Raw genomic sequence first — 25,331 nt, 5'->3', positions numbered from 1 at the left:
GCGCCCGCGATGGCGCAGACCGGCGAACCCGCGGAGATCCGCGTCGTCGGCCATCCCGACCCGGCGGGGCTGCTGCCCGATCAGGACGCGCCGAAAAGCCAGAGCGCGATCTCGGCCGACTTCATCGTCAAACAGGCGCCGACGCTCAACGCCTTCCAGCTGGTGACGCTGCTGCCCGGCGCGAACGTCGCATCGAGCGATCCCTACGGCCTGTCGACCAGTTCCAGCCTGACGCTGCGCGGACTGGGGCAGGACGAGATCGGCGTGCTGATGGAGGGCGCGCCGCAGAACGACATCGGCTATTATTACGCCTATCCCTCGCAATTTGCCGATCCCGGCAACCTCCGGCGGATATCGGTGGCGCAAGGGTCGGTCGACATCGATTCGCCGACGCTCGGCGGCGCCGGCGGGCTGCTGTCGCTCGCGCTCGACGATCCCAAGGCGCGGGCGGGCGGTCTCGTCGACCTGTCGCTCGGCAGCTATGCGGCGCGGCGCGCCTTCGTGCGCGTCGACAGCGGCACGATCGGCAACACCGGGATGAGGGCCTTCCTGTCCTATTCGCGCACCCGCGCCGACAATTGGCGCGGCGCCGGCTTCGACACGCGCCAGCATATCGACGCCAAGCTGCTGAACGAATGGGGCGCCGGCAATCGCGCCAGCCTCGCGCTGTCGTTCAACGACGCCAACAGTTCGAGCTATCCCAGCCCGACGCTCGCCGACTGGCAGGCGCAGGGCCGCGGCTTCAACCATGATCGCCGCTACACGCCGGGCGACACCAATTACTGGCGGCTCTACCGCGCGCCGTTCCGCAACCTCTACGCCTCGGCGCCGGTGCATCTCGTGCTCGGCGAGCGGCTGACGCTGGACAGCACCAGCTATGCGCAATTCGGCTACGGCAATTCGCCCTACGGGACGCAGCTTGCCACCACGGGCAATTATCTCGGCACCGAAGCGCTCGCCGACCCGATCGTGCTGCCCGGTGCGGTCGACGGCGTGGCGACGGTGCTCGGCAATTACACCGGCGACCAGTTCCGCGGCGGCACCGTCACCAAGCTGACGCTGCGCGCCGGCAACCATCGCATCACCGCCGGGCTGTGGTTCGACTATGGCACCGACCGGGTCACGCAATCCTATACCAGCATCGACGCCGACGGGCAGCCGACCGACCGCTGGGGCTATCGCGCCAAGGCGATCCGCACCGCCGACGGCCGCCTGCTCGCTTATGAGAACCAGCGCACCGTCACCGTCACCAAAGGCTTCTTCCTCGCCGACAGTATCGCGGTGACGCCGCGGCTGACGGTCGACGTCGGCTTCAAGGGCGTCGACGTGCTGCGCAACGGCCGCAACTATCTGCCCGGGCCGCAGGGCAAGGTGCGGATCGACCGCTTCGCCGCGCTGCCGCGCGCGGCGGTCCACTATCGGCTCGACGACCGGCAACAGCTGTTCGCCAACGTCACCACCAACTTCCGCACCCCCAATGAATTCGCCTTGTACAACAGTTATGCCGGCGGCGTGGTGGTGGCGCAGGGCAGCGATGCGCTGAAGAACGAATATGCGGTGTCCGAGGAGGTCGGCTATCGCTTCATCGGCGAGGCCGTGTCCGCCTCGGTGACCGGCTTCCACTACGCATTCCGCAACCGCCAGCTGGCGACGGTGATCGACAGCGGCGGCGCGCAGGTGAATGCGACGCGCAACGCCGGCGGGCAGACGTCCTATGGCGTCGATGCCGAGATCGATTACCGGCCGACGCCGACGGTCAGCCTCTATCTGTCGGGCGAATATCTGCATGCGCGGCTCGACGACGACCTGCCGGTCGGCGGCGATCTGCTGCCGACGCGCGGCAAGCATGCGGTGTCGAGCCCGACGGTGCAGGTCGGCGCCGGCGGCACCTTCGACGACGGCCATGTCTTCGGCAGCGTCGCGTCGAAATATCTCGGCCCCCAATATGCCAGCTTCATGAACGACGAGCGTATCCGGGGCTATGCGACGCTCGACCTGTCGATCGGCGTGCATCTCGCCGAATGGCTCGACGGGAAGCGCACCGATCTGCGCATCAATGCGATCAACGTCACCGACCCGCACGTGCTCGCCGGCGTCCAGGCGGTGACCACCAACGCGCGCGACACGACCGGTCGCAACGGCAGCATCATCGCCGGCCAGGCGCCGGCTTATTATATCGGCAGCGGCGCCGCGGTGATGGCGACGCTGTCGCGCGCGTTCTGAGGCGATGACGCCGGTCCGCGAACCCGCCGGCCATCTGGTGCATGGCATGGGACAGGCGCTGGAGGCGGCGACCTGGCCGGCGATCACCGTCGGCGAGGCGGCGGCGGTGATCGCCCGTTTCCCGGCGGCGGGGCGGATGACCGGGCTGGCGTGGCACTCGCCGCGGCCGTTCTCGGCGGCGACGCTGGTGCATACCGCGACCGGCATTGTCCTGCTGAAGCGCCATCATTATCGCGTCCGGTCGATCGAGGGGCTGGGCGAGGAACATGCGTTCATCGCGCATCTCGCCGCAGCGGGGGTGTCGGTGCCGGAGATCGTGCGGGGCGCGGACGGCGCGACCGCGGTGGCGATCGGCCGCTGGCGCTACGAACTGCACCGGCAGGCGGCGGGCGCGGATCTGTATCGCGACCGGCCGTCGTGGACGCCGTTCTTCTCGCACGCGCAGGCGCATGCCGCCGGCATGGCGCTGGCCCGCTTGCACCGTGCCGCGCGCGACTATTCCGCCCCGGCGCGCACGCCACAGCCGCTCGTCGCCAGCCTCACCATCCTGCCCGCGCGCGATCCTCTGGCGGCGGTCGCGGCCTATGCCGCCGCCCGGCCGGCGCTGGCCGCGTTCCTCGCACCGCGACCATGGCGCGCGCCGCTCGCCGCGCTGTTCGCGACCTTCGGCGAGGGTCTCGCCGCGATGCTGGCGGAGCAGCCGCCGCTGTGGACGCACAACGACTGGCATCCCTCCAACCTCCTGTGGGCGGATGACGGCGCCGTGCGCACGGTGATCGACTTCGGACTCGCCGATCGCACCTGCGCGCTCCACGACATCGCCACCGCGATCGAACGCACCGCGATCCGCTGGCTCGACCTGCCGCAGGGCGACGACATCGGCGATGCCGAGGCGGTGCTCGCGCTGCTCGCCGGCTATGCCGCCGTCATGCCGCTCGCCGCCGCCGATATCGCCGCGATCGTCCGGCTGCTGCCGCTCGTCCACCTCGAATTCGCGCTGTCGGAGATCGACTATTTCGCCGGCGTGGTCGCCGACCAGCACGCCGCGACCGCGACCTGGGACGACTATGTCCTCGGCCATGCGCGGTGGTTCGCCTCGCCTCCCGGACGAGTCTTCCTCGACCGGATCGGCGAGTCCGGGCGATGACGACGCTGGAGATCGTCGCGGTCGTCGTCAGCTTCGCCGGCATCTGGCTGACCGCGCGGCGGCACATGCTGTGCTGGCCGGTCAACCTCGTCGCCTGCGCCCTATACGCCAAGCTGTTCCTTGCCGAGCGGCTCTATGCCGACATGGTGCTGCAGATGCTGTTCGGGATCGCGATCGTCTACGGCTGGGTGGCGTGGGCGCGCGGCACCGACAGCGCGGGCGAGGTGGTGGTGACGCCGTTGCGCCCGACGCCGGCGCTGGCGGGACTGGCGGCCGGAGCCGCGGGCGCGGCGGCCATCGGCTGGCTGACCAGCCACCATACCGACGCGGCGCTGCCCTGGATGGATGCCACGCTAAGCAGCTTCAGCCTCGTCGCGCAATATTGGACCGCGCGCCGCCATGCCGCCAGCTGGCTGCTCTGGATCGTGGTCGACACCTGTTACGTCGGCATGTTCGTCTGGAAGGGGCTGCTGCCGACCGCGGGGCTGTACGCGGCGATGATCGGGCTGGCGGTCATCGGCTATCGGCAGTGGCGCGAGGCGGGCGCCGGCCGGGGGGACGCGCCCCGCCGGCAGGCGTAGCGGATCAGTCCTTCTTCTTCGCGTCCGCCTGCTGACGCGTACCGCGCGCTTCCTGCTCGGCGCCTTCGCCGTGCAGCGAGGGATTGTCGGCGTTCTGCTTGGCCTTGCCGACGGCGGTGTTGATCGCGCCTTCGATGCCGGAAATGAGCTTGTTCATGGCAATGTCCTCGTTCGTGTCGGGGCCTCAACCCCTCAACCGCGAACAATGGTCCCGCAATCCTCGGGCAGCAGCCCAGGCGTGTGCGCCGATACGATGTGGATCGGCCGGCCGGCCCGGCGCGCCGCCTCTGCCTTGCCCAGTTCCGCGACGGCGCGCGGCGCGCGTGCGTCCACGGCGCCCTCCGCGACGACCACCATCGTCGTCGTCAGCCCGACTGCGGACATGATCGCACCGCCCTGCGCCGCCAGCGCATGTGCGATCCTGCCGTCGCGCGCCTCGCCGACGACGACGATCCGTTCGCCCTTCAGCGGCCCCTCGGCCGCCGCGCGCGGTGCCGCCTGCGGCTTGCGCGGCGGCGCGAGCCAGTCGGCGAGCGACAGGCCGGTATGGTCGATCGCCTTGACGATCACCCAGCCGGCCGCGCGCGCATCGCTCAGCGCATCGTGGTGGCGATGGGCGATGCCGAGGAAGCGCGCGAGGCCGCCGAGCTTGTGATTGGCGAGGTCCGGCCAGGCGCGCTTCGCCACCCGGACGCTGTCCAGCCACACCGTCTCGATCGGCGCGCGATCGTGGACGCGGCAGGCGGCGGCGAGCGCGCCCTTGTCGAAATAGGAATGCGCGACGGTGATCCGCCCGCTCAGGTGACGGTCGATCTCGGCATGGACATGCGCGAAGGTCGGCTGGCCGACGACATGATGCGCGGCGATGCCGTGGATGCGCGTGTTCATCGCATGGAAGTCGTCGCACGGGTCGAGCAGCGTCTCATAGGCGAACACCTCACGCCCGTCGCGGAAGCCGACGATGCCGACCTGGCAGATGCTGCTCACCCGCGCACAGGCGGTCTCGACGTCGATGACGACGAAATCGGGCGTCATCACGCGCCCCCTCCGGCCGCACCGAGCATCCGGCGGCCGCGTTCGGACAGGCTGCGCAGCGTGATCGACCAGCGCGTCTCGGTCATGGCGGCGATGCTATGCTCCCAGTCATGGCGGGCCTCGCCGTGAAGGTGGTAGATGCCGCGCGGCGGCAGCGGTGCGGTGAGCCGCTCGAACCGCTCCCCCGCGCGGCGGCGGAAGCGCATCGCGGCCGGCGCGCCCAGCGAGACGCCGACGACATGGTCGAACTGCGGACGGTCGCGGTGCCAGCCGATCCCCGCGCCGGGATCGTACCGGATCAGCAGCGCCTGGACGAAGGTGCCGGCCGCCACCCCGGCGAACGCCTCGGCGCGCGCGCGGATCGGCAGCAGCCAGTCCGGCATCGGCGCGGTCGGCGCGAGCGCGCCACGCTCGAAATCGTAATGCAGCCCGAAGCTGTGCGTCAGCCGCTTGCCCGTCCAGCCCTGGAACTGGAACGGTGCCAGCGCGAGCGCGTCGATCGCCGCGATCAGCGCCCGTTCGTCGTCGGGCGTGACGAACGCCTCCTCGCTACGCAGTCCGGGCAGCAGCGGCCGGTCGAACAGGTCGCGCATCAGCGGCAGGCGCCGCGGCGCGGCGGGCAAAGGATCGAGGTCGGGGAGATGCGCACGGGCGTCCGATGTAGGCCCCGCCCCCAGTCCCCGCAACCGAACCGATCGCGCCGCCCTATCTCTTTGAGAAACCGTCCGTCCGCTTGAACAGCCCGATCGGCGCAAGGCCGATTGACGCTGCCCGGCAAACCGCCAATGCGCGAAGGCCCTCGTGCCGCGCCGCGGCCGATGCCACCCTCAACAAGGTAGCCTGCGCTGCGACTCTCCCTCAATTTCGGTCTTGCCTCGCATGACATGGCCATCGACCTCGGCACCGTGAACACGCTGGTGTTCGTCGCCGGCCGCGGGATCGTGCTCGACGAACCCTCCGTCGTCGCGATCGAGACCAAGGACGGCATCCCCAAGGTGCTCGCGGTCGGTGCCGACGCCAAGCTGATGATGGGCAAGACGCCACAGGGCGTCGAGACGATCCGCCCGTTGCGCGACGGCGTCATCGCCGACATCGACGTCGCCGAACAGATGATCAAGCATTTCATCAAGAAGGTGCATGGCGACGCCGGCCGGCTGCAGCGCAGCCCCAAGATGGTGATCTGCGTGCCCGCCGGATCGACCCAGGTCGAGCGGCGTGCGATCCGCCAGGCCGCGACCAGCGCCGGCGCCTCCAAGGTGCTGCTGATCGAGGAATCGCTCGCCGCCGCGATCGGGGCCGGGCTGCCGATCACCGCGCCGATCGGCTTCATGGTCGTCGATATCGGCGGCGGCACCACCGAGGTCGCGGTGCTCTCGCTCGGCGGGCTCGCCTATAGCAATTCGGTGCGTGTCGGCGGCGACAAGCTCGACGAGGCGATCGCCTCGCACATCCGCCGCAAGCACAACCTGATGATCGGCGAGGCGACCGCCGAGCGGATCAAGCAGCAGATCGGCGCCGCCTGCCGCCCGGACGACGATGCGGAGCCGGACATGCGCGTGCGCGGGCGCGACCTGATGAACGGTATCCCCAAGGAGATCAGCATCAGCCAGACCGAGATCGCCGATGCGCTCACCGACCTGGTCGCGCAGATCGTCGAGGTCGTGATGAAGACGCTCGAACAGATCGAGCCCGAACTCGCCGCCGATATCGTCGAACAGGGCATCGTGATGACCGGCGGCGGCGCGCTGCTGCGCCGGCTCGACGAGGTGCTCAGCCGCTCGACCGGCCTGCCGGTGATCGTCGCCGAATCGCCGCTGCTGTGCGTCGCGCTCGGCGCCGGGCGGACGCTGGAGGATACGGCGTTCAGCGGCGTGCTGCACAGCCAGTAACCCCACGCCCGCACCGCGCGGGCACCGGACACAAAAAAAGGCCGCCGAAGCGGCCCAAGTGATCCTGTTGGGGAGGATGCCTTACGGCCCGGTTTTCATGGCGATTCAAAAGCCTACCGTCAAATATAAAAGCGCGTTTCACGCTTGGATCGGTTCGCCCCGACGGGCCGGTGGGGTCATTCGCCCGCTGTGACCGTTGCCAGCGCATGGCTGAGCACGAGACCGGCGGCGGGTCCGCGAGCGAGATCGTGCGATGCCGTCGCGGGGGTCGAGGCGATCGCACCGAGGGTCGCGCCGGTGAGCGCCAACCCCAATGTTGCGGCAGAGCGACCACCGAGCGCGGCGTTGACGATCGCACCGATCAGCCCCGCCGCGATCCCGACCGCCGCCGCGATCGACGCCCAGGCGAGGACCGGCACCGGCAGATGCGCGCAATGGCCGGCGAGCAGACCTCCGCCTGCCATCGCCAGCGCCGCCGGACCGTCGCGCCGCAGCAGCGCGGCGACGAGCGCCGCGACGAACCCGCCGGTAAGCATCACCCATATCGTCGCTGCCGACATCTGCGCCATGATCCGCCTCCTGCCGCGATCGATAGCGCACCGCCGCCGCGCCGCCCGGCGCGATCTACGGTTAACGAAGTCCTAATTTGGCGCAGTGGGTTGCCCCGGCTTCACCGCACGCCGCTGCGCCGATAAGGACGGGCGGCAGCGCGGGAGGACGAGTGGCGAAGGATCCGGCATGGCTGGCGGCGGCAAGGGCCAAGCTCGGCACGCGCGAGGCGGCGGGTGCCGCCAACAGCGCGACGATCCTCGGCTGGGCGAAGCGGCTCGGCACCCGGGTGCTCGGCATGGTCTACAATGCGGACAGCGTGCCGTGGTGCGGCGTCTTCGTCGCCGTCTGTCTGGCCGAGGATGGCATCGCCGCCGCGCCGCTGGTGGTGCGGGCGACGGCCTGGGCGGCCTGGGGCCAGGCGCTCCGCCCCGACCGGCTGGCACCCGGCGCCATCATGGTGTTTGCGCGGCCGGGCGGCGGCCATGTCGGCTTCTACGTCGGCGAGGATGCAATGGCCTATCACGTCCTCGGCGGCAACCAGGGCGATGCCGTGACGATCACCCGCATCGCCAAGAGCCGCTGCATCGCCCGCCGCTGGCCACCGGGACGACCGGTGATCGGCAAGCCGCTGATCCGTACCGCCGCCACCACAGCGCTGTCGCACGACGAGGCGTGAGGCTGAGTCCCGGTTGGCGACGATCGGCGGTGCGAGGATTGGCAAGCGCTCGCCAGCGCATCGTTGAGGAGGCGACCGGTCTTGGGACGCACGCGCGATCAAGAGCGGCAAGTGGCGGTGCTGTCAGTCTAACGCGAACCGCTCTCCACATGATGCACGTCGGTCTTTGACCGTGGCGGCCTAGCTTGCCAGGATCTGCCACTCCGCCATCGCGGCGGAGCGTCGTTCCTTGTAGGTCTGTCGATCGATGAGGTGGCGTTCTAGGCTGAAATGGTTGTGGACGTTGGCGTGGACGGAAGCGAACTTCTGTAGCGTCTTCATCTGTCTGAATCGCAGCATCGCCCGCTCTCGTCGTCGGAATGGCAAATGGCTGTTTTCCACCCGGTTGTTCGCCCAGCGGCCGATCTCCTGACGCTCGCGACAGCCAAGCTCGTCCATGGCAGCACCGTAGCTGCGCAGACCATCGGTGGTGATCGCATCTGGTGAACCGTGACGCTTTAGCGCCTTCTTCATGAAGCGGAGCGCTGCCGCCTTGTCGCGGCTCCTGGTAACGTAGCTTTCGAGCACCTCGCCCTCATGATCCACCGCCCGCCACAGGTAGACCATCTCACCGTTCAGCTTCACGTACATCTCGTCCAGATGCCAGCGCCAGTGGCGAAAGCCCCGCATGCGATTGATCCGCTGACGGCGTATGTCACCGGCGAATAACGGCCCGAACCTGTTCCACCACAGCCGCACCATTTCATGGCAGATGTCGATCCCACGCTCGAACAGAAGGTCTTCCACGTTCCGCAACGACAGCGGAAACCGCACGTACATAAGCACCACCAGCCGGATCACCTCGGGCGACGAGTTGAAATAGCGAAACGGCGACGCTGGTTTACGGGGGCGGGGCATCGGAGCACCCTACCCGGAGCTCATTACCGGCAGGTGCATTTGGTTTGACGGAGCCCTTCAGCGGGTGCTGTCAGTCTTATGCGAACCGGTCTCCATACGATGCACCTTGGCCTTCGAGCGTAGCCGCCTAGCTCACAAGGATCTGCCACTCAGCCAGTGCAGCTGAGCGTCGCTCCTTGTAGGTCTGTCGGTCGACGAGGTGGCGTTCCAGGCTGAAGTGGTTGTGGACGTTGGCGTGGACCGAGGCGAACTTCTGCAGCGTCTTCATCTGCCGGAACCGCAGCATCGCCCGCTCTCGTCGTCGGAACGGCAGGTGGCTGTTCTCAACCCGGTTATTGGCCCAGCGGCCAACCTCCTGACGCTTGGCGTTGCCGAGCTCATTCATCGCAGCGCGATAGCTGCGCAGACCATCGGTGGTGATCGTCTCCGGCGGGCCGTGGCGCTTCAGCGTCTTCTTCATGAACGTAAGAGCGGCGGCCTTGTCACGCGTCCTAGTGACGTAGCTCTCCAGTACCTCCCCCTCGTGATCAACGGCACGCCACAGGTAGACCATCTCACCGTTCAGCTTCACGTACATCTCGTCGATGTGCCAGCGCCAGTGGCGAAAGCCGCGCATGCGGCTCACCCGCCGGCGGCGCACCTCGCCTGAGAACATCGGCCCGAACCTGTTCCACCACATCCGCACCGTCTCATGGCAGACGTCGATGCCGCGCTCGAACAGCAGATCCTCGACATTCCGCAGCGACAGCGGAAATCGCACGTACATCATGACGACCAGCCGGATCACCTCAGGCGAAGAGTTGAAACGCCGGAACGGGCTAGGCGGCAGTGCCCTCGATTTGCGGCTCATTCGAAGCCGATATCAGCTCTCTGCTCTGCCTGCCACGTTGGTCTGACAGAGCCGCGCCAGCGTGTCCGCCAGGTCGTTGGAGATCGTGGATCCGATCGCCTGCCTGGAGAGCACGTCCACTGGTGCAAGGGTGTCGAACTGCGTCCGGCTGCGATCACGGGTGCCGGTCACAACGATTGTGTCGTCCGGTGCAGCAGCAGTCATCTCATCTGCCGTCGGAACTACCACCGGCTGAGGAGCAAGCGTCTGGGCACAGGCAGACGAACAGGCGAGCAGCTGCAGCGCGCTGGCTACGCTGACACTCAGTAATTTCATGGTTCCCCCAGGGACGTTCAGGCCTTCGTGGCTTTGAGCGACGCCCTAGGTCCCCGACGTTGCACAGCGGTGACGGCGCTTTTGCGGATTTAAGTCATGCCTCTGACTGCCGGCCCGTCCCGTACGAATTAGGCTGACCCAGAAGCCGCCATTTAATAGCGCTTTGTGGCGATCCAAAAGCAGCCGGTCGTTCATCGCGGTTGGCACCGGCCTTCGGCATGCAGACGCACCGCCTCATGGCAGAAATCAGGATCGCGCTCAATTAGCAGATCTTTGACGTTTCGCGGCAACGGCAGAAAGCGGACGTACATAGCACCAGTCCGATAACTTCAAGTGCCGACGTGTAGTACAGAGAAAGGCTGACAAGCCTGCGGGGCGGGATATAGCCCCGCCCCAACACGCTCCCAATACCAGCTGCGGCTTTCGGTCTGACAGTATCAAAAAGATTCTGCCGAGCCGGCACACTCAAGATGAACCGGCTTTTGGCGTCTTAGAAGGTAAAGCGCGCTCCAACACGAATAGCGTACAGCGATGCGGTAAGGTTCGGAACGGCATCGTTCGGCGAGCGGAAGCCCGAGTAACGATATTGTGCACAAGCCTGAGTCGACGTCGTAGCCGGGGTCCCGGTAGCTCCAGTCGGTGCTGGCGCCGTTAAGCACTGCACCTGTACTACAGCGGCGGTGTACGGGAAGCCTAGCTGGCGCAAGCCGCCCCACTTGCTGTTGAGCAAGTTCGGCAGGTTGTTGATGTCGGCGAAGATCGAAATGCGTGAACCACCAAGCCCGGTGGGCAATTCTTGTTCAAGATGAAGGTCGATGCGAGTAAATGCTCGGTTACGGACGATGTTTTTTGCAGCAATCTTCCCACGGTAGTCGCTCAGCTTGGTGCCGTCGATGAAAGCGTTGAACGCGTCACGGGTGGCAGGATTGTCATAGCTGACGCGCGGGTCATCAATGCCCGTGGGGACGTAGACGAGATATCGGTCGCTATTTAGCAGCGTGCCGAAGACAGGCGAGCGCCCGTTGACGCTCTGCTGCATCGTCAGGCTGTAGGGGCGGCCTGCACGGGTCTCACCGAACAGCTGCACAACTGTGCGATAATCACCGAAGAAGGCGTGGTCAAAGCCGACATTGTACTTGAACTGCCATGTGGTTTGGTCGTTCGACGTGCCAAGCGCAGGTAGATTAGGATCCGCCATGGCCTGGTTGGTATAGTTGGAGTTGATCGTTGATGACGTCGCCGCAGACACATCCCGGACATCCTGCAGCGTATAGCTGCCGCCGAGCGAGAGGCCCCAATCGAATGCCTTGTCAAACCGCACCACGCCGATGTGGCTGCGGCCCTTCCCCGTGTTGGTGAGGAGGATATCGTAATTGTTGTCCGAAAACCCGTTGGCGCTGATCGAGTTGTAGCGCGGCCGGCCGTCGGGCAATGTGCCAACCACCTGCGACCGGATGTCAGTGAAAACTACACCATCCTTTACGGCCGAAAAATAATAATCCGCGCCAAAATTAACTCCGAAGATCTGGTAATCGGCCGACAGGGTTGCCTTGTAGGAGGATGGCAGGCGAAAGTCGCGGGCAAGGGCACCGGTATTGGTGAACTGTGCCGTCGTCGATCCGGCGCCAGCGTAATCCTGCACCACCTGCGGTATGGCGGCACCATTCACGTTGTTTAACGCAGCGTTGCAAACTGCCGCAGAAACGCCACCCGTGCACGTGTTAGCGCTAGCTGCAGCGCGCGTGATGGTCACGGAATTTGTAGTCAGCGTGTTCGAGAAGCTGTTCGACAGATATATGTCTGGCGATCCGCCACCGAAGATGCCGCCACCGCCACGGATCGTCAAGCGCGAGATCGGCTTCCAGTTGAAGCTGACGCGAGGCTGAAAGATCTCAAGGCCCTTATAAGTCTTGGTGTTGGGGAAACTATATCGGTCAGCAAAGAAATTGTTGTATACCGGAGCATCTCGCATCCCGTACAAGTCCCAGCGAAAGCCGTAGCTCAGCTGCAGGTTGTCACGGATCTGCCAGTCATCCTGCACGCCAAATGTCCACTGGTCATAGTGGAAGTCCGCCGCTGCACTGCCAGGACCATTCCGCGGTTGCGCGTACGTCAGCTGGCTTGCCCTTCCCGCCTGATAATCAGCAAGGGAATCAAAATAGTAATTTCCAGAGCTGTTCGGTACAAAGTCGTTAAATGTCCGATTCTCGTTGAACTCAACGAGCATCTTCAACTCATGATTGTTCAGGCGGAGGCGAGAGAGAAACGATCCGGCCCACGTGTCGAAGAACAATGAATTGGTCTGACGGTTATTATCCGGTCCGAAGGCGATCACAGGAGCGCCAGCAGCACCGCCCGTTGCACCGGTGCTGCAGGCAGTCAGCGAACCGACGGTCAAAGCATCGGTACAAACACGGAACTGAGCAAAGCCGCGTCCGAGCAGCGGCTCCTGCCCACGCTTGGTGTACCGGTAGATGCCGCGCGCTTCCGTCGAAAAATTGTCCGTCCAATCCGAGTTCAGCTGAACGATGCCAGCCTTCAAAAGCTCGGTGAGCGCGTAAGCGTTAGATTGCAGCCCATAAGACGGGCTGACGTTGGAGACGGCGGTGTTGTTCTGACTGTCCAACGTGTCGAAGGCGTTGATGTAGGAGACCGACAGTCGTTGGCCATCGGTGATGTTCCAGTCGATTCGGCCGACGATCTTCTCGTCTTTGCGTCGGTTGATTGAAAGGATGCCGCCGGGCTGATAGCTGTAGCGATTGTTGGCCGTTGCAACCACGCTGTCGACTTGGCCTTGGGTCAGGCCTGGAATCTGGCCGAACTGGGTCGCGAAGGGCCGGGGATCGGTATTGCGCTCAGCCGACACCATGAAGAACAGCTTGTCCTTGATGATTGGGCCGCGCAGCGTCGCGCCATAGGTCTCAGACTTGAAGTTTGGCAAAATCGTTCGCGTCGAACCGATTTTGTCACCCGAGAGTTCGTCGCGATTCTGCGAGTAGAAGCCGGTGCCGTGAAATTCGTTGGTACCTGAGAGTAGGACAGTGTCGATAGCACCGCCCTGGAACCCGCCCTGCCTGAAATCATAGGGAGCAACGGAGACCGACACCTGGCCGATTGCGTCGAACGGCACCGGCCCGCGCCCGGTTGGACTTGCGTCCTGATTCAGACCGAACTGGTCGCCGACGGTCACGCCGTTGATCGTGAAACGATTGAACCGTGGATTGACGCCTGCGAAAGATACGGCACCGCCGCGTTCACCCGAGTTAGAAAGATCGAGTGAAGCAAAGGGATCGCGGCGTTCGATATCGCGGATGTCGCGGTTTACCGACGCCACCTTGCTGATGTCAGCTTGGGTAAGTACGGTCTGCGGGCCATCGGACTGGACACCAGCACCGCGGATTCGAGATGCGGTGATAACAATGTCTTCGCCGGTGCCAGCATCACCCGTGGCCGCCAGTTCGATCGGCAGGGTATATGCCTGCTGAACGACCGTGAAGATGTCGGTGATGGTCTTGTTGCCCTCGGGACTGGTGACCTCAACGGTATAAGGTCCGCCTGCCCGCAGACCTGGGATGGTGAACCCGCCGTCGGTGCCGGAGCTGCTTTGCGAGCGCGTACCGGACTCTACGTCAGTCGCAACAACGGTCGCGCCCACTACGGGAGCGCCAGCATTGGTGATCGTACCACGAATTTGAGCGGTTGTTTCCTGTGCCGATACCGCGGCCGGCATGATCAGCGCGACCGCAGCCGCGCCCAGAAACAGGTTCGTACGCATTTCTCGATTGACCCCTTTAAGCAGCAAGCCTGTGCGCGCTTACCGTCTTTAAGGTGCCCTCTGCGATTGGAATAAGTCGCCTCTGTTACACGGCAGACGTATTTACCATATCTGCTCCGAAGATCGTAAGAGCGTTGCAAAAAAGTAACACCGGCTAGCTGAGGTGGCAGTCCCCTCGGGACATGCACGAGTGACCATAAACTGAAACAAATTGCCCGTACGCTGTTAAAGCACCAGATCGTAGCACATGGCTTCTCTGGCTGGGAATCTCGCTGACCCGTTCAAAGCGGTTCACTATTTAGGTATAGACGAACGGCGCAGCAGTTGCTGATTGTTTGAGGCGTCATGAGCAACCATTCACTATTAGTAGAAAAGACGCTTGGACGACCCCGGCGCACGTATGATTCGAAGCTTGCACATGATGTGCAATGCCGTTTGGTAGCGTCTCAAACGTCATTACGTTCGTTATCAACTACTTTAAAAATAAGTGCCGCCACACTTTCCCGCTCCCTTGCGGCATCATCGTTTTCCAACGAAGTGGGGAAAAAGTTGCGGCGATGGCTTAAGAGTAGCATTTGACGCAAGCCTCGACGTCGCAGCAGACTGGCGGGTACCCTGCAATCTGCTATCCGTTCAGATGAGGCAGGGCAACGGTACTGGAGCGATAGTGTCGGCGTTCCGACGCCAAAGCACCGGCGGAGCGAGTCATCGCTTGAGCGCGTTCGTAGAGTCAGGATCCGGAACCGGATGATGGGGTATCGAGCGGGTTGGTGACGCCGGCGCGTCGTTGGTCGCGCACGATCATCGCGGACAGGCGCGTGGTGGCGCGCAGGACGGCGGTGCCTATTGCCCAGTTGGCGCGCGCAACGGAAAAGCCGGGCTGCACCTCCGCCTGCGCGTCGAACTCACCTGCGTTGATCCCGACGACGACGTAACGATCGCCACGCTGTGCGAGGAGCGGCGCGCCAGACGCGCCCTCGCGTGAGGCGCAATCATGAAGCAACCAGCCGCGTGCGCGTAGCGCGGTGTGGATGCGGCAATCGGATTGCAGGCTTAGGCGGCGCATGCTGCGATCGTGCGCGTAGCCGGGCATGGCGACGCGAGTGACTTCGATCGCGGGATCTGGCGCGGCAAGGTCAAGCCAGCCGATCTGCTTGCCCGGACAGCCGTCGAGCAGGATCAGTGCGACATCGGGCCCGGCGCGGTCGGTCGATCCCCAGAAACGTACGCGTCCTTTAACCAACAGCGCGGGCCGGCTGCTGGCATCGCCGCCAAAGCGCAGCGTCACCGGGTAAATCCCCATCGGGTTTAACGACAGCGCGCCGCTGCCGAACAGCACGTGATAGGCAGTCAGCGCGTAACAGGGCGAGACCATGAAGGCGGTGCCCTCTCCTGAATTGACGCCACCGGGCGCGCGTAAGTTGCGCAAGGTGAAGTCGCCGGTGACGCTGCCGACAGGCAGGAACAGGCGTGCCTCCGCCGTTCCGGGCGCGACGAAGTGGCGTGGGTCTCGGCCATCAGCGGCGAAGATATTGGCGACGGCTGCGGTGCTGAGGGTCGAGGCGGCGAGTGCGAGGGCGCCTCCCCAAAATGGAGATCGGTGGACGCTGCCGGTCACCCGTTCCGCCGAGCGCCGCGCGCGTCGATCAACGACGTGCAGGGAGCTGTCAGTTTAATGCGAACGCGTCTCGGCAGGTTAAGGATGGTCTTTTGAGGTCAAGCCTCAGCTGACAAGCGTCTGCCACTCCGCCAGTGCGGCGGAGCGTCGCTCTCGATAGGTCTGTCGGTCGATGAGGTGTCGTTCCAGGCTGAAGTGGTTGTGGATGTTGGCGTGCACAGAGGCGAACTTTTGCAGCATCTTCATCTGCCGGAACCTCAGCATCGCCCGCTCTCGTCGTCGGAACGCCAGGTGGCTGTTCTCGACCCGGTTGTTGGCCCAGCGACCGACCTCCTGCCGATCACGGCAACCCAGCTCATTCATTGCAGCGCCGTAGCTGCGCAGACCGTCGGTAGTGATCTTTGAGGGCGAACCATGACGCTTCAGCGCCTTCCTCATGAAGGTCAGGGCCGCCGCCTTGTCACGGGACTTGGTGACGTAGCTTTCCAGCACCTCGCCTTAATGATCGACCGCTCTCCACAGGTAGACCATCTCGCCGTTCAGCTTCACGTACATCTCATCCAAATGCCATCGCCAATGGCGAAAGCCGCGCATCCGGCTGACACGCTGTTGGCGGATATCGCTGGCGAACATCGGCCCGAACCTGTTCCACCAGAGGCGCACTGTCTCGTGGCAGATGTCGATCCCCCGCTCGAACAGCAGGTCCTCCACGTTCCGCAGCGACAGGGGAAAGCGCACGTACATCAGCACCACCAACCGGATCACCTCAGGTGACGAGTTAAAGTAGCGAAACAGGCTGGCAGGCTTGCGGGGGCGGGGCATGCCGCTGCCCTACCCGCTTTCAATTACCAGCCGGTGCATTTGGTTTGACGGAGCCGATGAGAACTCTTGCCGGCTAAGCTCCGGGCTGCCGAGTTAGGGACGTATTTGAGCGCCGATATAGCGGCATCAACCGCATCCCTGGTCTTTTTCCGTAGTGGCTCCTTGCCATTGATGAAGCGCGAGACTGACATGGTCGAGACGCCGGCTCGACGAGCGACATTCGACATCGTCGGTTGCATGATCGGATTGCGTCGAGTTCCCGGGGGCGAGGCCGCTGCACCCGCCTTTGGTCCAGTGGGGTCCATCAGGCTTGATCGAGATCGTCTTGATGGGCGACATCGATCATGACGCTGCGGGGTGCGAGCTGGACGGCTATATCGGCCGATGCCTTATGGAGAGTGGCTTGCGCTGAAGCCAACGTCACTCGCGCGCCAGGATCTTCGACAAACGGGATCGTAAGCGCCGCGCGAGCGACGCCGGCAACACAGATCGGCACCGAAAGATCGGTGATGCCGGTGAATACCGAGTTTTGTATTAAACCGACGCCCTGCGCGACAATCGCGTCAAGTTGAGCTGTAAGCGCCTCCTCATCGACGATCTCACCGCTTCGGGAGATTTCACTTATCATCGCTTCCCGACAATCGGCAGATTGGAAGGCCATCAAGACCCGTCCTGACGCGGACTGATGAAGTGGCCGGCGGTATCCGACGCGTACAGCAAAGCCTGCTAAGCCCGGCGCCTCGATACCGGCGATCACGACCATCTCAGCACCCGACTCGATCGCTAAGTGGCAGCTCTGCCCAGTCCGTCGCGCGACATCGTGCATAACGGGAAGTGCATTTGAAAGGAGATCCCGGACAGGAGGGCGCCCCATGCTAAGGGCAAGGAGTCGGTTGGTCATTCCAAAACCATTCTCATCGCGTGAGATGTAGCGAAGCTCCTCGAGCACGTGCAGCATCCGGTAAATCTCGCCGACCGACCGCTGCAAGGCAGACGAGATTCCCCTTGCATCAAGCGGCGTGTTCGAGCGCGCGAGCAACTCTAGAATTTCAAGACCCTTTGTCAGAGCCGGGGCTTTATAACGAGATTGCTTATCCAAGACGTTTCCAATGTCACGGTATTTGTCGGGGATCAGATCGGTGGATGATACGATGTGGTCCTTCACCTACCTCATTGTACACATCGTTCCGAGTGACTGTAGCGATCATTCACCGATGGGCGGCGCGTCTTGCCGATCCGCTTTAAACCCAAGTCCCCACACCACCACCCCTCTGAGGCTTGAGGACCGCATTTGGATGCAGGCCACGCCTGCTGTGATCAACGATCCCGAACAGCAACGTGGCTTGGCATTGTTGGTCTGAAAATGATCGGGCCGGGCGCCGAGGCCCGACCCAAAGGAGGCGGTTTGATCAATATGTCAGGCGTGCGATCACGCTGATCCGTCGATCGTTGAGCACATAGGACTGAGGGCGGCTGGCGATACCATAGTACGTACGGTTCTCGGTGTTGGTCAGGTTCGTGCCGTCCACCGTCAGCGCGAAATGGGGTGCTACGGTGTAAGTGATCGAGGCATCGAGCTGTCCCCGCGCCGCGTTGAAGATCGGCAGATTGCCGCTCCCGTTCCCCGCCGTCGTCACCACGTACTTGCTACGCCAGTTGTAAGCGGCGCGTGCCGATAAAGGCCCGCGATCGTAGAAGCCAATGACATTATAGCTGTACTTCGACAGTTGCTCGAGTGGGACTAGCAGGCGATTTCCAGACGTATCAGTTGCGCCCGGGCTAGGCGCCTTGCTGTCGACGAAGGTGAAGTTGGCCTGCGTTCCAAAACCGGAGAGCCACCCCGGCAAGAAGTCGAAGAAGGTGTTAGCACCAACCTCGAAGCCCTTGATCTTACCGTTGTCCCCGTTGACCGGCCGCGTGACCTGATACGTGTACGTGTTGTTGCCAAAACTGTAGTTTTCCGGCCCCGTTATGTTGGCGATAAAACCATCGACCTTCTTGTAGAACCCAGCAGCGTAAAGAGACCCGGTCCGTGAGAAGTAGTACTCCAGTGAGGCATCGAATTGGGTTGCCGTCAGAGGCTTCAAATTCGCATTGCCTGACGTCGCGACGCGCTGACCGCCGGTAGCGACGAACTCGTTGATGGAGACGTTCGGATTGAGCTGGGTGAAATCAGGGCGGGTGAGCGCTTTCGACCCAGCGAGGCGAAGTTGTAGCTTCTCGGTGAGGTGGAAGGTGAGGTTAACGCTAGGCAAAAACTTAGTATAATCTGAGTCAACCGAGATCGGCACGAACGACACCGGACCATTGCCGAAGATCGGTAGCCCGGTCGTCGTGTCCACGCCGGTCTGCACCTGAGGTGCACGGCTTTCGAAACCCGAGGTCCCGACCTTCGTCTTCACGACGCGCAAACCGATATTGCCGTCGAACGGCACGGCAAAGTCGCTCGTGCCAAACCGTGCCACGCCATAGGCCGTGTACGTCTTTTCGCTCTGAGTATTGCGGTCGCTCGGCTGATAGCCAACACCGTTGAGAAGGGCTTGGGTCTGCGACGGATCAACGTAGGGGGCCAACGCCGCACGCGTGGCGTCATAATCAAGGACGATGTTGCGATCGAAGAAAATCGCGCCTTCCGGCACACCCTGGTAGCCGCGGTACACTTCCCTGCGGAAGGGACGCAGTTCGTACAAGGATGACGCCAGCGGTCGGGTCAGACCGTAGTAGGCATAGGTGCTGCTATCGGTCACTGCCGACCGATCGGTATAGCGAAGGCCGACTGCGATCGACTTCAGGAAACCGTCGAAGGTGTACTTCGCGTCGAGCCGTCCAGCGTACTCCGTGCCCACCGAGTGTTCGATATGGTCCAGATAGCCCGCACCCGACGCGTAATTGGCGGGGTCGGTGGTCAAACCGTTGCCGTTCGCAGCGTTTGCGTCGGGCGAAATAAGCATTGTCGGGACGCCATTACCAGTCGCCAAGAACAAGCTTTCCGCAGTCGAGCCGAGGATGACGATTGATCGCTGTCCGTCAGTCGTTCCGCGGATATACTGGAAGTCGCCGTTGATCGTGAGGCGATCAGATGGCGTCCATTTCGCGTTCAGCGAATAGTCGCTGGTCACGGAATGACGGGTTTCCAAACTGGTATTCGCGTTTGTCGGAACGTTGACGAACGTTCCGCTCCGGAAGTTACCATCTTCGTCATAGGTGAACGGCTTGGTGAAATCCGGAGTGATCGGATTGTCGCCGGTATAAGCGAAGTAGCTGTAGTCGGCATACCGGAACTTGTAGTCCGAACGAATATATTCGCCCGTGAACTGCAGCGTGTCGGTGGGCTTCCATTGCAGCGCTACGTCGATACCGAGGCGACGCCGATCACCAAGATATTCGCCGATACCGACGCCGTGCGACAGATACGTCGGCTTACCCGTTCGGCCCAGGCCCGCTGCTGTCGCTGCATCGACAGGGTTCACGAAGGTGCCGTCCGCGTTACGTGCCTCATTTAGCAAGTAGAACGGCTGGCTTGAGATCTGATCCTGACGGAAGGCCGTCTGCTGAAACGCAACATCAACCAGCACGCCGATCTCGCCGATGCCGGTGTTCCAGCGATCAGAGACCAGCAAGTTGGCCTGCGGTTTGCTGGCGGCGTACAGATCGTAATAATTCACGCCGCCCGACGCGGAGAGCTTGAAGCCGTCGAAATCGAACGGCTTGCGGGTGCGAAGGTTGATGAGGCCGCCGATGCCACCTTCAATCAATTCCGCCGAGGGGTTCTTGTAGACGTCGACACCTGCAAGAAGCTCGGAAGGAACATCCTCAAGGCTGAGCGATCGGCCGCCGCTTGCGGTGAAAATGTCCCGGCCGTTAATCTCAGTGCGGACTTGGCTGAGGCCGCGGATGGCCACGGAGCTGCCCTCGCCGTAGCTGCGCTGGATCTGCACACCCGTGATGCGCTGCAACGCTTCGGCCACGTTGCGGTCAGGCAGCTTGCCGATGTCTTCGGCAACAATTGAGTCTACGATCTGGTCGGCGTTACGCTTGATGCTCTGGGCACTCGACAGGCTTGCGCGGACGCCGGTCACGACGATGTCGCCGTCCGGCACGCCGCTACCAGCCTGTTGGTCAGCGACGCCCTGATCACCGCTGGGCGGAACGGTGGCACTCTGGCTCGCAGCGTCTGCCGGTTGAGTGGCGGGCGTAGGGAGCGGTGCAGGAGCGGTCTGGGCAAACACTGGCGTGGCCATGCCGATCAGCACAGCAGCAGCTGACACTCCGGTAGCTAGCTGAAGGGTGCGCACTCTGCGTGCAGCGGCCAATTTCTTCATCACATTCCTCTCCTGATCGTCGACCCCTGAACGGGATGCTGTGAGATCTCATAGACTTATGTACGACAATATGAAATATGAAAAATGCTTTTACCGGTGCATATGCCAGCGGCGGGCTGAAATGGCTGCAGAGTCGGCGAACATGAGGAGGGAGCGCGTGCTGGTATGTCGATGAATGTCACGAGCATGAGGGACGCTGCAGCCGCCTCGATTGGCCTGCTTCTGCTTGCAGCGCTGCCCGCATCAGCTGCAGAAAAAACGTATCAAAGCTCGCCAGAGCGGCGTTCCACGGTGGAACGGGATTGGGGACCGTGGCTTGGTCCGTTTCGCGCCAAGTTGGTGCCGGTGCTGATGCAGGACTTTGGCGAGCGCTACATCTACCGTGATGCCAACGCCGCCCTTCCACCGCCGCATGCCAGTGAGCAGCGTGTCGTGTTTATCGGTGACTCGATCACAGATCGGTGGAACCTGGCATCAAGCTTTCCAGGTAAGGCTTACGTCAACCGCGGTATCGGCAGCCAGGTAACGTCGCAGATGCTGTTACGCTTCCATCAGGATGTCATCGCGCTTCAACCTACCGTGGTGGTCATCCTCGCTGGGATCAACGACGTGCAAGGCTTCCTACAGCAGGAACGGCCGGAACAGATCGAGGCAAACTGGGAAGCGATGGCAGATCTTGCCGATCGCCATCGTATCGCAATCGTCTTCGGCGCCGTGCTTCCGGTTAACAGTTACACCGAGGCAGCGCACGACGTGGTCAAGGAGCGCAACCCAGCCGAGCTGCGCGCGCTCAATGCATGGCTGGAGGCATTTTGCGTGCGGCGTGGCTATGCCTTTGCCGACTATCATGAAGCGCTGGTGGATCGGCACGGCCTGATGGATGCACGCTACACGAACGATGGCGTCCACCCGCTGGACAACGGCTATGCGCGCATGGCGCCGATTGCCGCTGCCGCCATTGCAAAGGCACTAAGGAAGACACGATGACGTCTATCGATCGCCGCAGTCTACTGGCGGGAAGGGTAATGTCAGGCTAACCAGATAGTTAGTCAAATCAACGTTTGCGGGCCTGTGAGGGCTGGCGGCGGGCGACAACACGTGCGGAAATCTACGTGAACAAAGAGCGACGTTGAGCACGCTTGGTGGCGCTCTGACCAAGAAGGTAATGAGCGGTGCAATGGGTCTGACAGTGCCCTACATCCTCATGAGCTTAGTCTCACCATTACTACGCCATGCGGAGCGACTTCCGCTTCGTATCGCCCGGCGAGGCGCCCCAGGTCCTTGTGCGTCCAGACGTCTCGACCGCGCAGTCGAAGCGAAGCGGGAAGGCCAAGATCGGTCCAGCTTGCCGTCATGCGCACCGGTGATTCCCCACGGTTCCACAGGAGGAGGGTCCGCCCACCGTCAACCATTTGCTTGACCCAAACCTCTTTGTCGCCATCGCGGATCACCCTGTGCCCCTGTTGGCCGAGCGTGTCCTGGTTCACGGCGATGACGTCTCGGTTGAGCAGAATGTCGCGAGTTGCGGGCGACATGTTCGCAACGTCGTTGCCCGCGATCAAGGGAGCGGCCATAATCGCCCAGAGTGAGAAATGTGAGCGATACTCGACATCGCTGAGTCCGCCATTGCCAACCTCGAGCATATCCGGGTCGTTCCAGTGACCGGGTCCCGCGAAGGGCCATAGCGGCTCGTTCATGTCGACGATGGACGCCACGCCCCAGCTATAGTTGTGCTTGCCCTGCCACTTGTCTGTGATGTCGCCGGTGGTCCTCCACAGGTTGCCGATCTTCGCGCCCCAGAGCCACGGCTTGGAGTTGCCCCACTCGCACAGTGAGAAGACGATCGGGCGCCCGGTTGCCTTGAGCGCGTCCGCCATCGTCGCATAAGCCTCCTCGGCGTTTCGTACCCCGCTCGAGCACCAGTCGTATTTGAGATAGTCGACGCCCCAACGAGCATACTGCACAGCATCCTGGTACTCGTGGCCCTGACTACCCGGTCGACCGCCGCAGGTCTTCGTGCCGGCGTCCGAGTAGATGCCGAACTTTAGCCCCTTGCCGTGGATGTAGTCCGCAAGCGCTTTAAGGCCGCTTGGGAAACGCTGCCGATCCTCGGTTATGAATCCGTCGGCGTTGCGGGTGCCGTGCCAGCAGTCGTCGATAACAACGTACTGGTACCCAGCCGCCTTCATGCCATTCGCAGCGATCGCGTCCGCGGTGTCCCTGATCACGTTTTCGTTAACGTTGCAGGCGAACTTGTTCCAGCTGTTCCATCCCATTGGCGGGGTGGTGGCGAGCCCATTGGCCACCCGCTTCGGATCCTTGGAAGGCGCGAGCGTGTTCGGATCCGTGTCGAGCACCTCCTGCGCGAGCGCCGGTGTGACAGCATGAAGGAACAGCACGGCTGCAGACAGGAGTTGCGTCATTCGTCTCATCGAGGTCTTTTCCCTAGGTGTTGAAAGTCGTTCATGCGATACAATGGCGAGCAACATAGTTCTCATTCGGCGGCCAGAACCGCTTCGCTCGCAAAGAGCCTTTCAGGCCAGCTATCGGGCAGCGCAGGCTGTCACATGCGACCGAACCCAAGAGCGGACTGGGTTATACCATGACTCAGGCCGCCCAATGACAAGCGCGACCCGACTAGCGACACGATATTCCATAAAAAGTTGGGATTATAGACTGTCCGAAATCTTGCAACTTCGCCCAATTTCTTAAGGACTGAATTATCTTAATTTTGCACCGTATAAGTCATCCTCGCCCTCAATTACCTGCTTGAAGTGCAAGATAGATTTTTGATTGCAGGACAGTGATTAATTAAGAAAATGATCTAAGCCCATCGGGGCACGCTCACTTAGCACCGCAGGCGATCGAGGTGGTGGAGCTGCCGATGCGGATGCTCGACACATCGACGCCGAGCGCACCGCTGCTCGTCAGTTCGAACGGCTTGGTCACCTTGTTCATCACGATCCCCTGGCTGGCGAAGCAGCGCAACGGCACCGCCACGGTCGCCCAATCGCCGACGGTAAGCGCGTTGGTCAATGGCACCGTCGCAGTCTTGGCGGTATCCGCCACCCCGACCGTTACCGCGCCCGCCGGCTTAACGGTCACGCGATAGTCGATGATCAGGCTGAGGTCGCCGTTCGCTTCGCGCATCAGGTCGATCGGCATCGCCTGTTCGATTCCGACGCTGCCCACGCCCTTCCAGGTCAGCCGCAGGCTGTCCTCCTGCCCGCGCCGGTCGGTGCGCGTCTGCACCGCGGCGCCGGTCGTGCCGATGCGTGCGCCGCCGACGACGCGGCCGCGCACGAACAGCGCATTCTGGTCGCCCGCCGCGACCTTGGGCTTGGTTTCGTCGAGCCGGGCGAGCGTCGCCTTGTCGGCATAGGTCAGGCCGAAGCCGATCGGGAACAGCGGGTCATAGCCCGGATCGGTGCGGTTGAGCACGTTCTGGTCGATCCGCTTCGGCCAGCTGAAGCTCAGCTTGCCGTGGAAGTCGGCGACCGGACGGCCGCCCTTCCCCGCGATCAGCACGTCGGCGACGCCGCCGCCCTCGGTGCCGGGCAGGAACGCCGCGACGAAGGCGTCGGCGGCGTTCATCTCCGGATTGACCCACATCGGCCGGCCCGAAAGGAAGACCGCCACGGTCGGCACGCCCGCCGCCTTGAGCTTCTTGAGCAATGCGAGGTCGCTCTTGTCGTCGGGGCTGTATTCGAGGCTCGGCCGGTCGCCGGTGAATTCGGCATAGGGCGTCTCGCCGAACACGACGATCGCGACGTCGGGCTTCGCGGTGAAGGCGCCGTCGACCGCGAGTGTCGCCTTGCCGCCGGCGGCACGCGCCGCCGCATCGATCCCCGACCAGATCGACTGGCCGTTGGGGAAATCCTTGTTGGCGACGTCGGTGCCCTGCCAGGTGATCGACCAGCCGCCGGCCTGCTGACCGATATTGTCGGCACCGCGCCCGGCGACGAGGATGTTGGCGCCCGGCTTCACCGGCAGCACGCCGCCGTTGTTCTTGAGCAGCACGAGCGACTCCCGCACCGCCTGCCGCGCGATGGCGCGATGTTCGGGCGCACCGAGCAACGCGAACTTGCCCGACATCGGCCGTGCCGAGGGCCGGCCGTTGTCGAACGTGCCCGCGATCACCTTAACGCGCAGGATGCGGCGCACCGCATCGTCGAGCCGCGCGGCGGGGATCGTGCCGGCCTTCGCCTCGCGCAGCGTGTTGGCGTAGAGCTCCTTCCACTTCGGGCCGGAATACATGAACATGTCGAGCCCGGCGTTGATCGCGGGGGCGCAATCCTCGTTGGTGCAGCCCGTCACCTGGCCGTGCGCGTTCCAGTCGCCGATGGTGAAGCCCTGGAAGCCCCAGCGGTCCTTGAGCACGCCGGTGAGCAGGCTCTTGTTGCCGGTCATCTTCTCGCCGTTCCAGCTCGAGAAGCTCGGCATCACGGTCAGCGCACCGACGGGCAGCGCGGTCATATAGCCCGCGGCATGGACGTCCCGCAGCACGCTCTCCGAGACACGCGTGTCGCCCTGATCGTGGCCGCCGGTGCCGCCGTCGCCGAGGAAATGCTTGACGGAGGCGATGACATGGCCGGGCTTCATGAAGTCCTGACCGATCGTGCCCTGGAT

General features: G+C 63.3%; 20 protein-coding genes and 1 pseudogene. 6 read left to right on the top strand and 15 right to left on the bottom strand.

Annotated elements, in window-relative coordinates; all coding sequences use genetic code 11:
- Positions 1-9: 9 nt before the first annotated feature.
- Genes HD841_RS17605 through pnuC form a run of 3 tightly spaced genes read left to right on the top strand, consistent with a single transcriptional unit; the run spans position 10 to position 3,951 of the window.
- On the top strand, positions 10-2,223 hold the full coding sequence (locus HD841_RS17605; RefSeq protein WP_257015759.1) for a TonB-dependent receptor: 2,214 nt from the start codon (positions 10-12) through the stop codon (positions 2,221-2,223).
- 4 nt (positions 2,224-2,227) lie between these two features.
- Complete coding sequence (locus HD841_RS17600; RefSeq protein ID WP_257015735.1) at positions 2,228-3,370, top strand: phosphotransferase enzyme family protein; 1,143 nt, start codon at positions 2,228-2,230, stop codon at positions 3,368-3,370.
- On the top strand, positions 3,367-3,951 hold the full coding sequence (pnuC, locus tag HD841_RS17595) for a nicotinamide riboside transporter PnuC (protein WP_179510204.1): 585 nt from the start codon (positions 3,367-3,369) through the stop codon (positions 3,949-3,951). The genes HD841_RS17600 and pnuC overlap by 4 nt, the downstream gene beginning before the upstream one ends.
- A gap of 4 nt (positions 3,952-3,955) precedes the next feature.
- Here the strand turns inward: pnuC and HD841_RS17590 are convergent, their stop codons facing one another.
- Genes HD841_RS17590 through HD841_RS17580 form a run of 3 tightly spaced genes read right to left on the bottom strand, consistent with a single transcriptional unit; the run spans position 3,956 to position 5,672 of the window.
- Positions 3,956-4,108, bottom strand: coding sequence for a CsbD family protein (locus HD841_RS17590; RefSeq protein WP_179510203.1), 153 nt, complete (start codon positions 4,106-4,108; stop codon positions 3,956-3,958).
- 35 nt (positions 4,109-4,143) lie between these two features.
- On the bottom strand, positions 4,144-4,986 hold the full coding sequence (locus tag HD841_RS17585; RefSeq protein ID WP_179510202.1) for an exonuclease domain-containing protein: 843 nt from the start codon (positions 4,984-4,986) through the stop codon (positions 4,144-4,146).
- Complete coding sequence (locus HD841_RS17580) at positions 4,986-5,672, bottom strand: alpha-ketoglutarate-dependent dioxygenase AlkB (protein ID WP_306455799.1); 687 nt, start codon at positions 5,670-5,672, stop codon at positions 4,986-4,988. Before HD841_RS17580 ends, HD841_RS17585 begins: the two co-directional genes overlap by 1 nt.
- Positions 5,673-5,831: 159 nt before the next feature.
- Between HD841_RS17580 and HD841_RS17575 the strand changes: the two genes are divergently transcribed.
- The gene (locus HD841_RS17575; RefSeq protein WP_179510333.1) at positions 5,832-6,875 is read left to right on the top strand and encodes a rod shape-determining protein; all 1,044 of its coding nucleotides are present in this window, start codon (positions 5,832-5,834) and stop codon (positions 6,873-6,875) included.
- Between the two features lie 176 nt (positions 6,876-7,051).
- On the opposite strand, the gene HD841_RS17570 is transcribed toward HD841_RS17575, so the two are convergent.
- Positions 7,052-7,444, bottom strand: coding sequence for a hypothetical protein (locus tag HD841_RS17570; RefSeq protein WP_179510201.1), 393 nt, complete (start codon positions 7,442-7,444; stop codon positions 7,052-7,054).
- Positions 7,445-7,596: 152 nt separating this feature from the next.
- Here HD841_RS17570 and HD841_RS17565 point away from each other — a divergent pair, with 152 nt between their 5' ends.
- A complete protein-coding gene (locus tag HD841_RS17565; protein WP_179510200.1) occupies positions 7,597-8,103 on the top strand; it encodes a TIGR02594 family protein in 507 nt (168 codons plus the stop codon).
- Between the two features lie 180 nt (positions 8,104-8,283).
- On the opposite strand, the gene HD841_RS17560 is transcribed toward HD841_RS17565, so the two are convergent.
- From HD841_RS17560 to HD841_RS17520, 9 genes and pseudogenes are all read right to left on the bottom strand, one after another.
- Positions 8,284-9,000, bottom strand: coding sequence for an IS6 family transposase (locus HD841_RS17560; RefSeq protein ID WP_179510199.1), 717 nt, complete (start codon positions 8,998-9,000; stop codon positions 8,284-8,286).
- A 127-nt stretch (positions 9,001-9,127) separates the two neighbouring features.
- Positions 9,128-9,850: an IS6 family transposase gene (locus tag HD841_RS17555; RefSeq protein ID WP_179510198.1), complete on the bottom strand. Its 723-nt coding sequence runs from the start codon at positions 9,848-9,850 to the stop codon at positions 9,128-9,130.
- Between the two features lie 12 nt (positions 9,851-9,862).
- Positions 9,863-10,165 carry a hypothetical protein gene (locus HD841_RS17550; RefSeq protein WP_179510197.1) on the bottom strand — a complete coding sequence of 101 codons (303 nt, stop codon included), beginning with the start codon at positions 10,163-10,165 and terminating at the stop codon, positions 9,863-9,865.
- 490 nt (positions 10,166-10,655) lie between these two features.
- Complete coding sequence (locus tag HD841_RS17545; protein ID WP_179510196.1) at positions 10,656-13,940, bottom strand: TonB-dependent receptor; 3,285 nt, start codon at positions 13,938-13,940, stop codon at positions 10,656-10,658.
- 730 nt (positions 13,941-14,670) lie between these two features.
- The gene (locus tag HD841_RS17540; RefSeq protein WP_179510195.1) at positions 14,671-15,558 is read right to left on the bottom strand and encodes a trypsin-like serine peptidase; all 888 of its coding nucleotides are present in this window, start codon (positions 15,556-15,558) and stop codon (positions 14,671-14,673) included.
- Positions 15,559-15,663: 105 nt separating this feature from the next.
- Positions 15,664-16,380, bottom strand: a pseudogene (locus HD841_RS17535) (IS6 family transposase).
- 23 nt (positions 16,381-16,403) lie between these two features.
- Positions 16,404-16,607: a LacI family DNA-binding transcriptional regulator gene (locus HD841_RS17530; RefSeq protein ID WP_257015733.1), complete on the bottom strand. Its 204-nt coding sequence runs from the start codon at positions 16,605-16,607 to the stop codon at positions 16,404-16,406.
- Positions 16,608-16,684: 77 nt separating this feature from the next.
- Complete coding sequence (locus HD841_RS17525; protein WP_373563061.1) at positions 16,685-17,545, bottom strand: IclR family transcriptional regulator; 861 nt, start codon at positions 17,543-17,545, stop codon at positions 16,685-16,687.
- A 244-nt stretch (positions 17,546-17,789) separates the two neighbouring features.
- Positions 17,790-20,702 carry a TonB-dependent receptor gene (locus tag HD841_RS17520; protein WP_179510193.1) on the bottom strand — a complete coding sequence of 971 codons (2,913 nt, stop codon included), beginning with the start codon at positions 20,700-20,702 and terminating at the stop codon, positions 17,790-17,792.
- Positions 20,703-20,888: 186 nt separating this feature from the next.
- On the opposite strand from HD841_RS17520, the gene HD841_RS17515 reads away from it, so the two are divergent.
- Positions 20,889-21,689, top strand: coding sequence for a GDSL-type esterase/lipase family protein (locus HD841_RS17515; protein WP_179510192.1), 801 nt, complete (start codon positions 20,889-20,891; stop codon positions 21,687-21,689).
- A gap of 215 nt (positions 21,690-21,904) precedes the next feature.
- Here the strand turns inward: HD841_RS17515 and HD841_RS17510 are convergent, their stop codons facing one another.
- Positions 21,905-23,125, bottom strand: coding sequence for a glycoside hydrolase family 27 protein (locus HD841_RS17510; RefSeq protein WP_218845629.1), 1,221 nt, complete (start codon positions 23,123-23,125; stop codon positions 21,905-21,907).
- 421 nt (positions 23,126-23,546) lie between these two features.
- Positions 23,547-25,331, bottom strand: a 1,785-nt coding sequence (locus HD841_RS17505; protein WP_179510191.1) for a glycoside hydrolase family 3 protein, incomplete at its 5' end; no start/stop codon positions are given.

This window comes from Sphingomonas melonis (assembly GCF_013409985.1).
Classification (GTDB): Bacteria; Pseudomonadota; Alphaproteobacteria; order Sphingomonadales; family Sphingomonadaceae; genus Sphingomonas; species Sphingomonas melonis_A.
The sequence above is the reverse complement of the archived record's forward strand: the minus strand, read 5'-3'. Positions and strand labels throughout refer to the sequence as shown.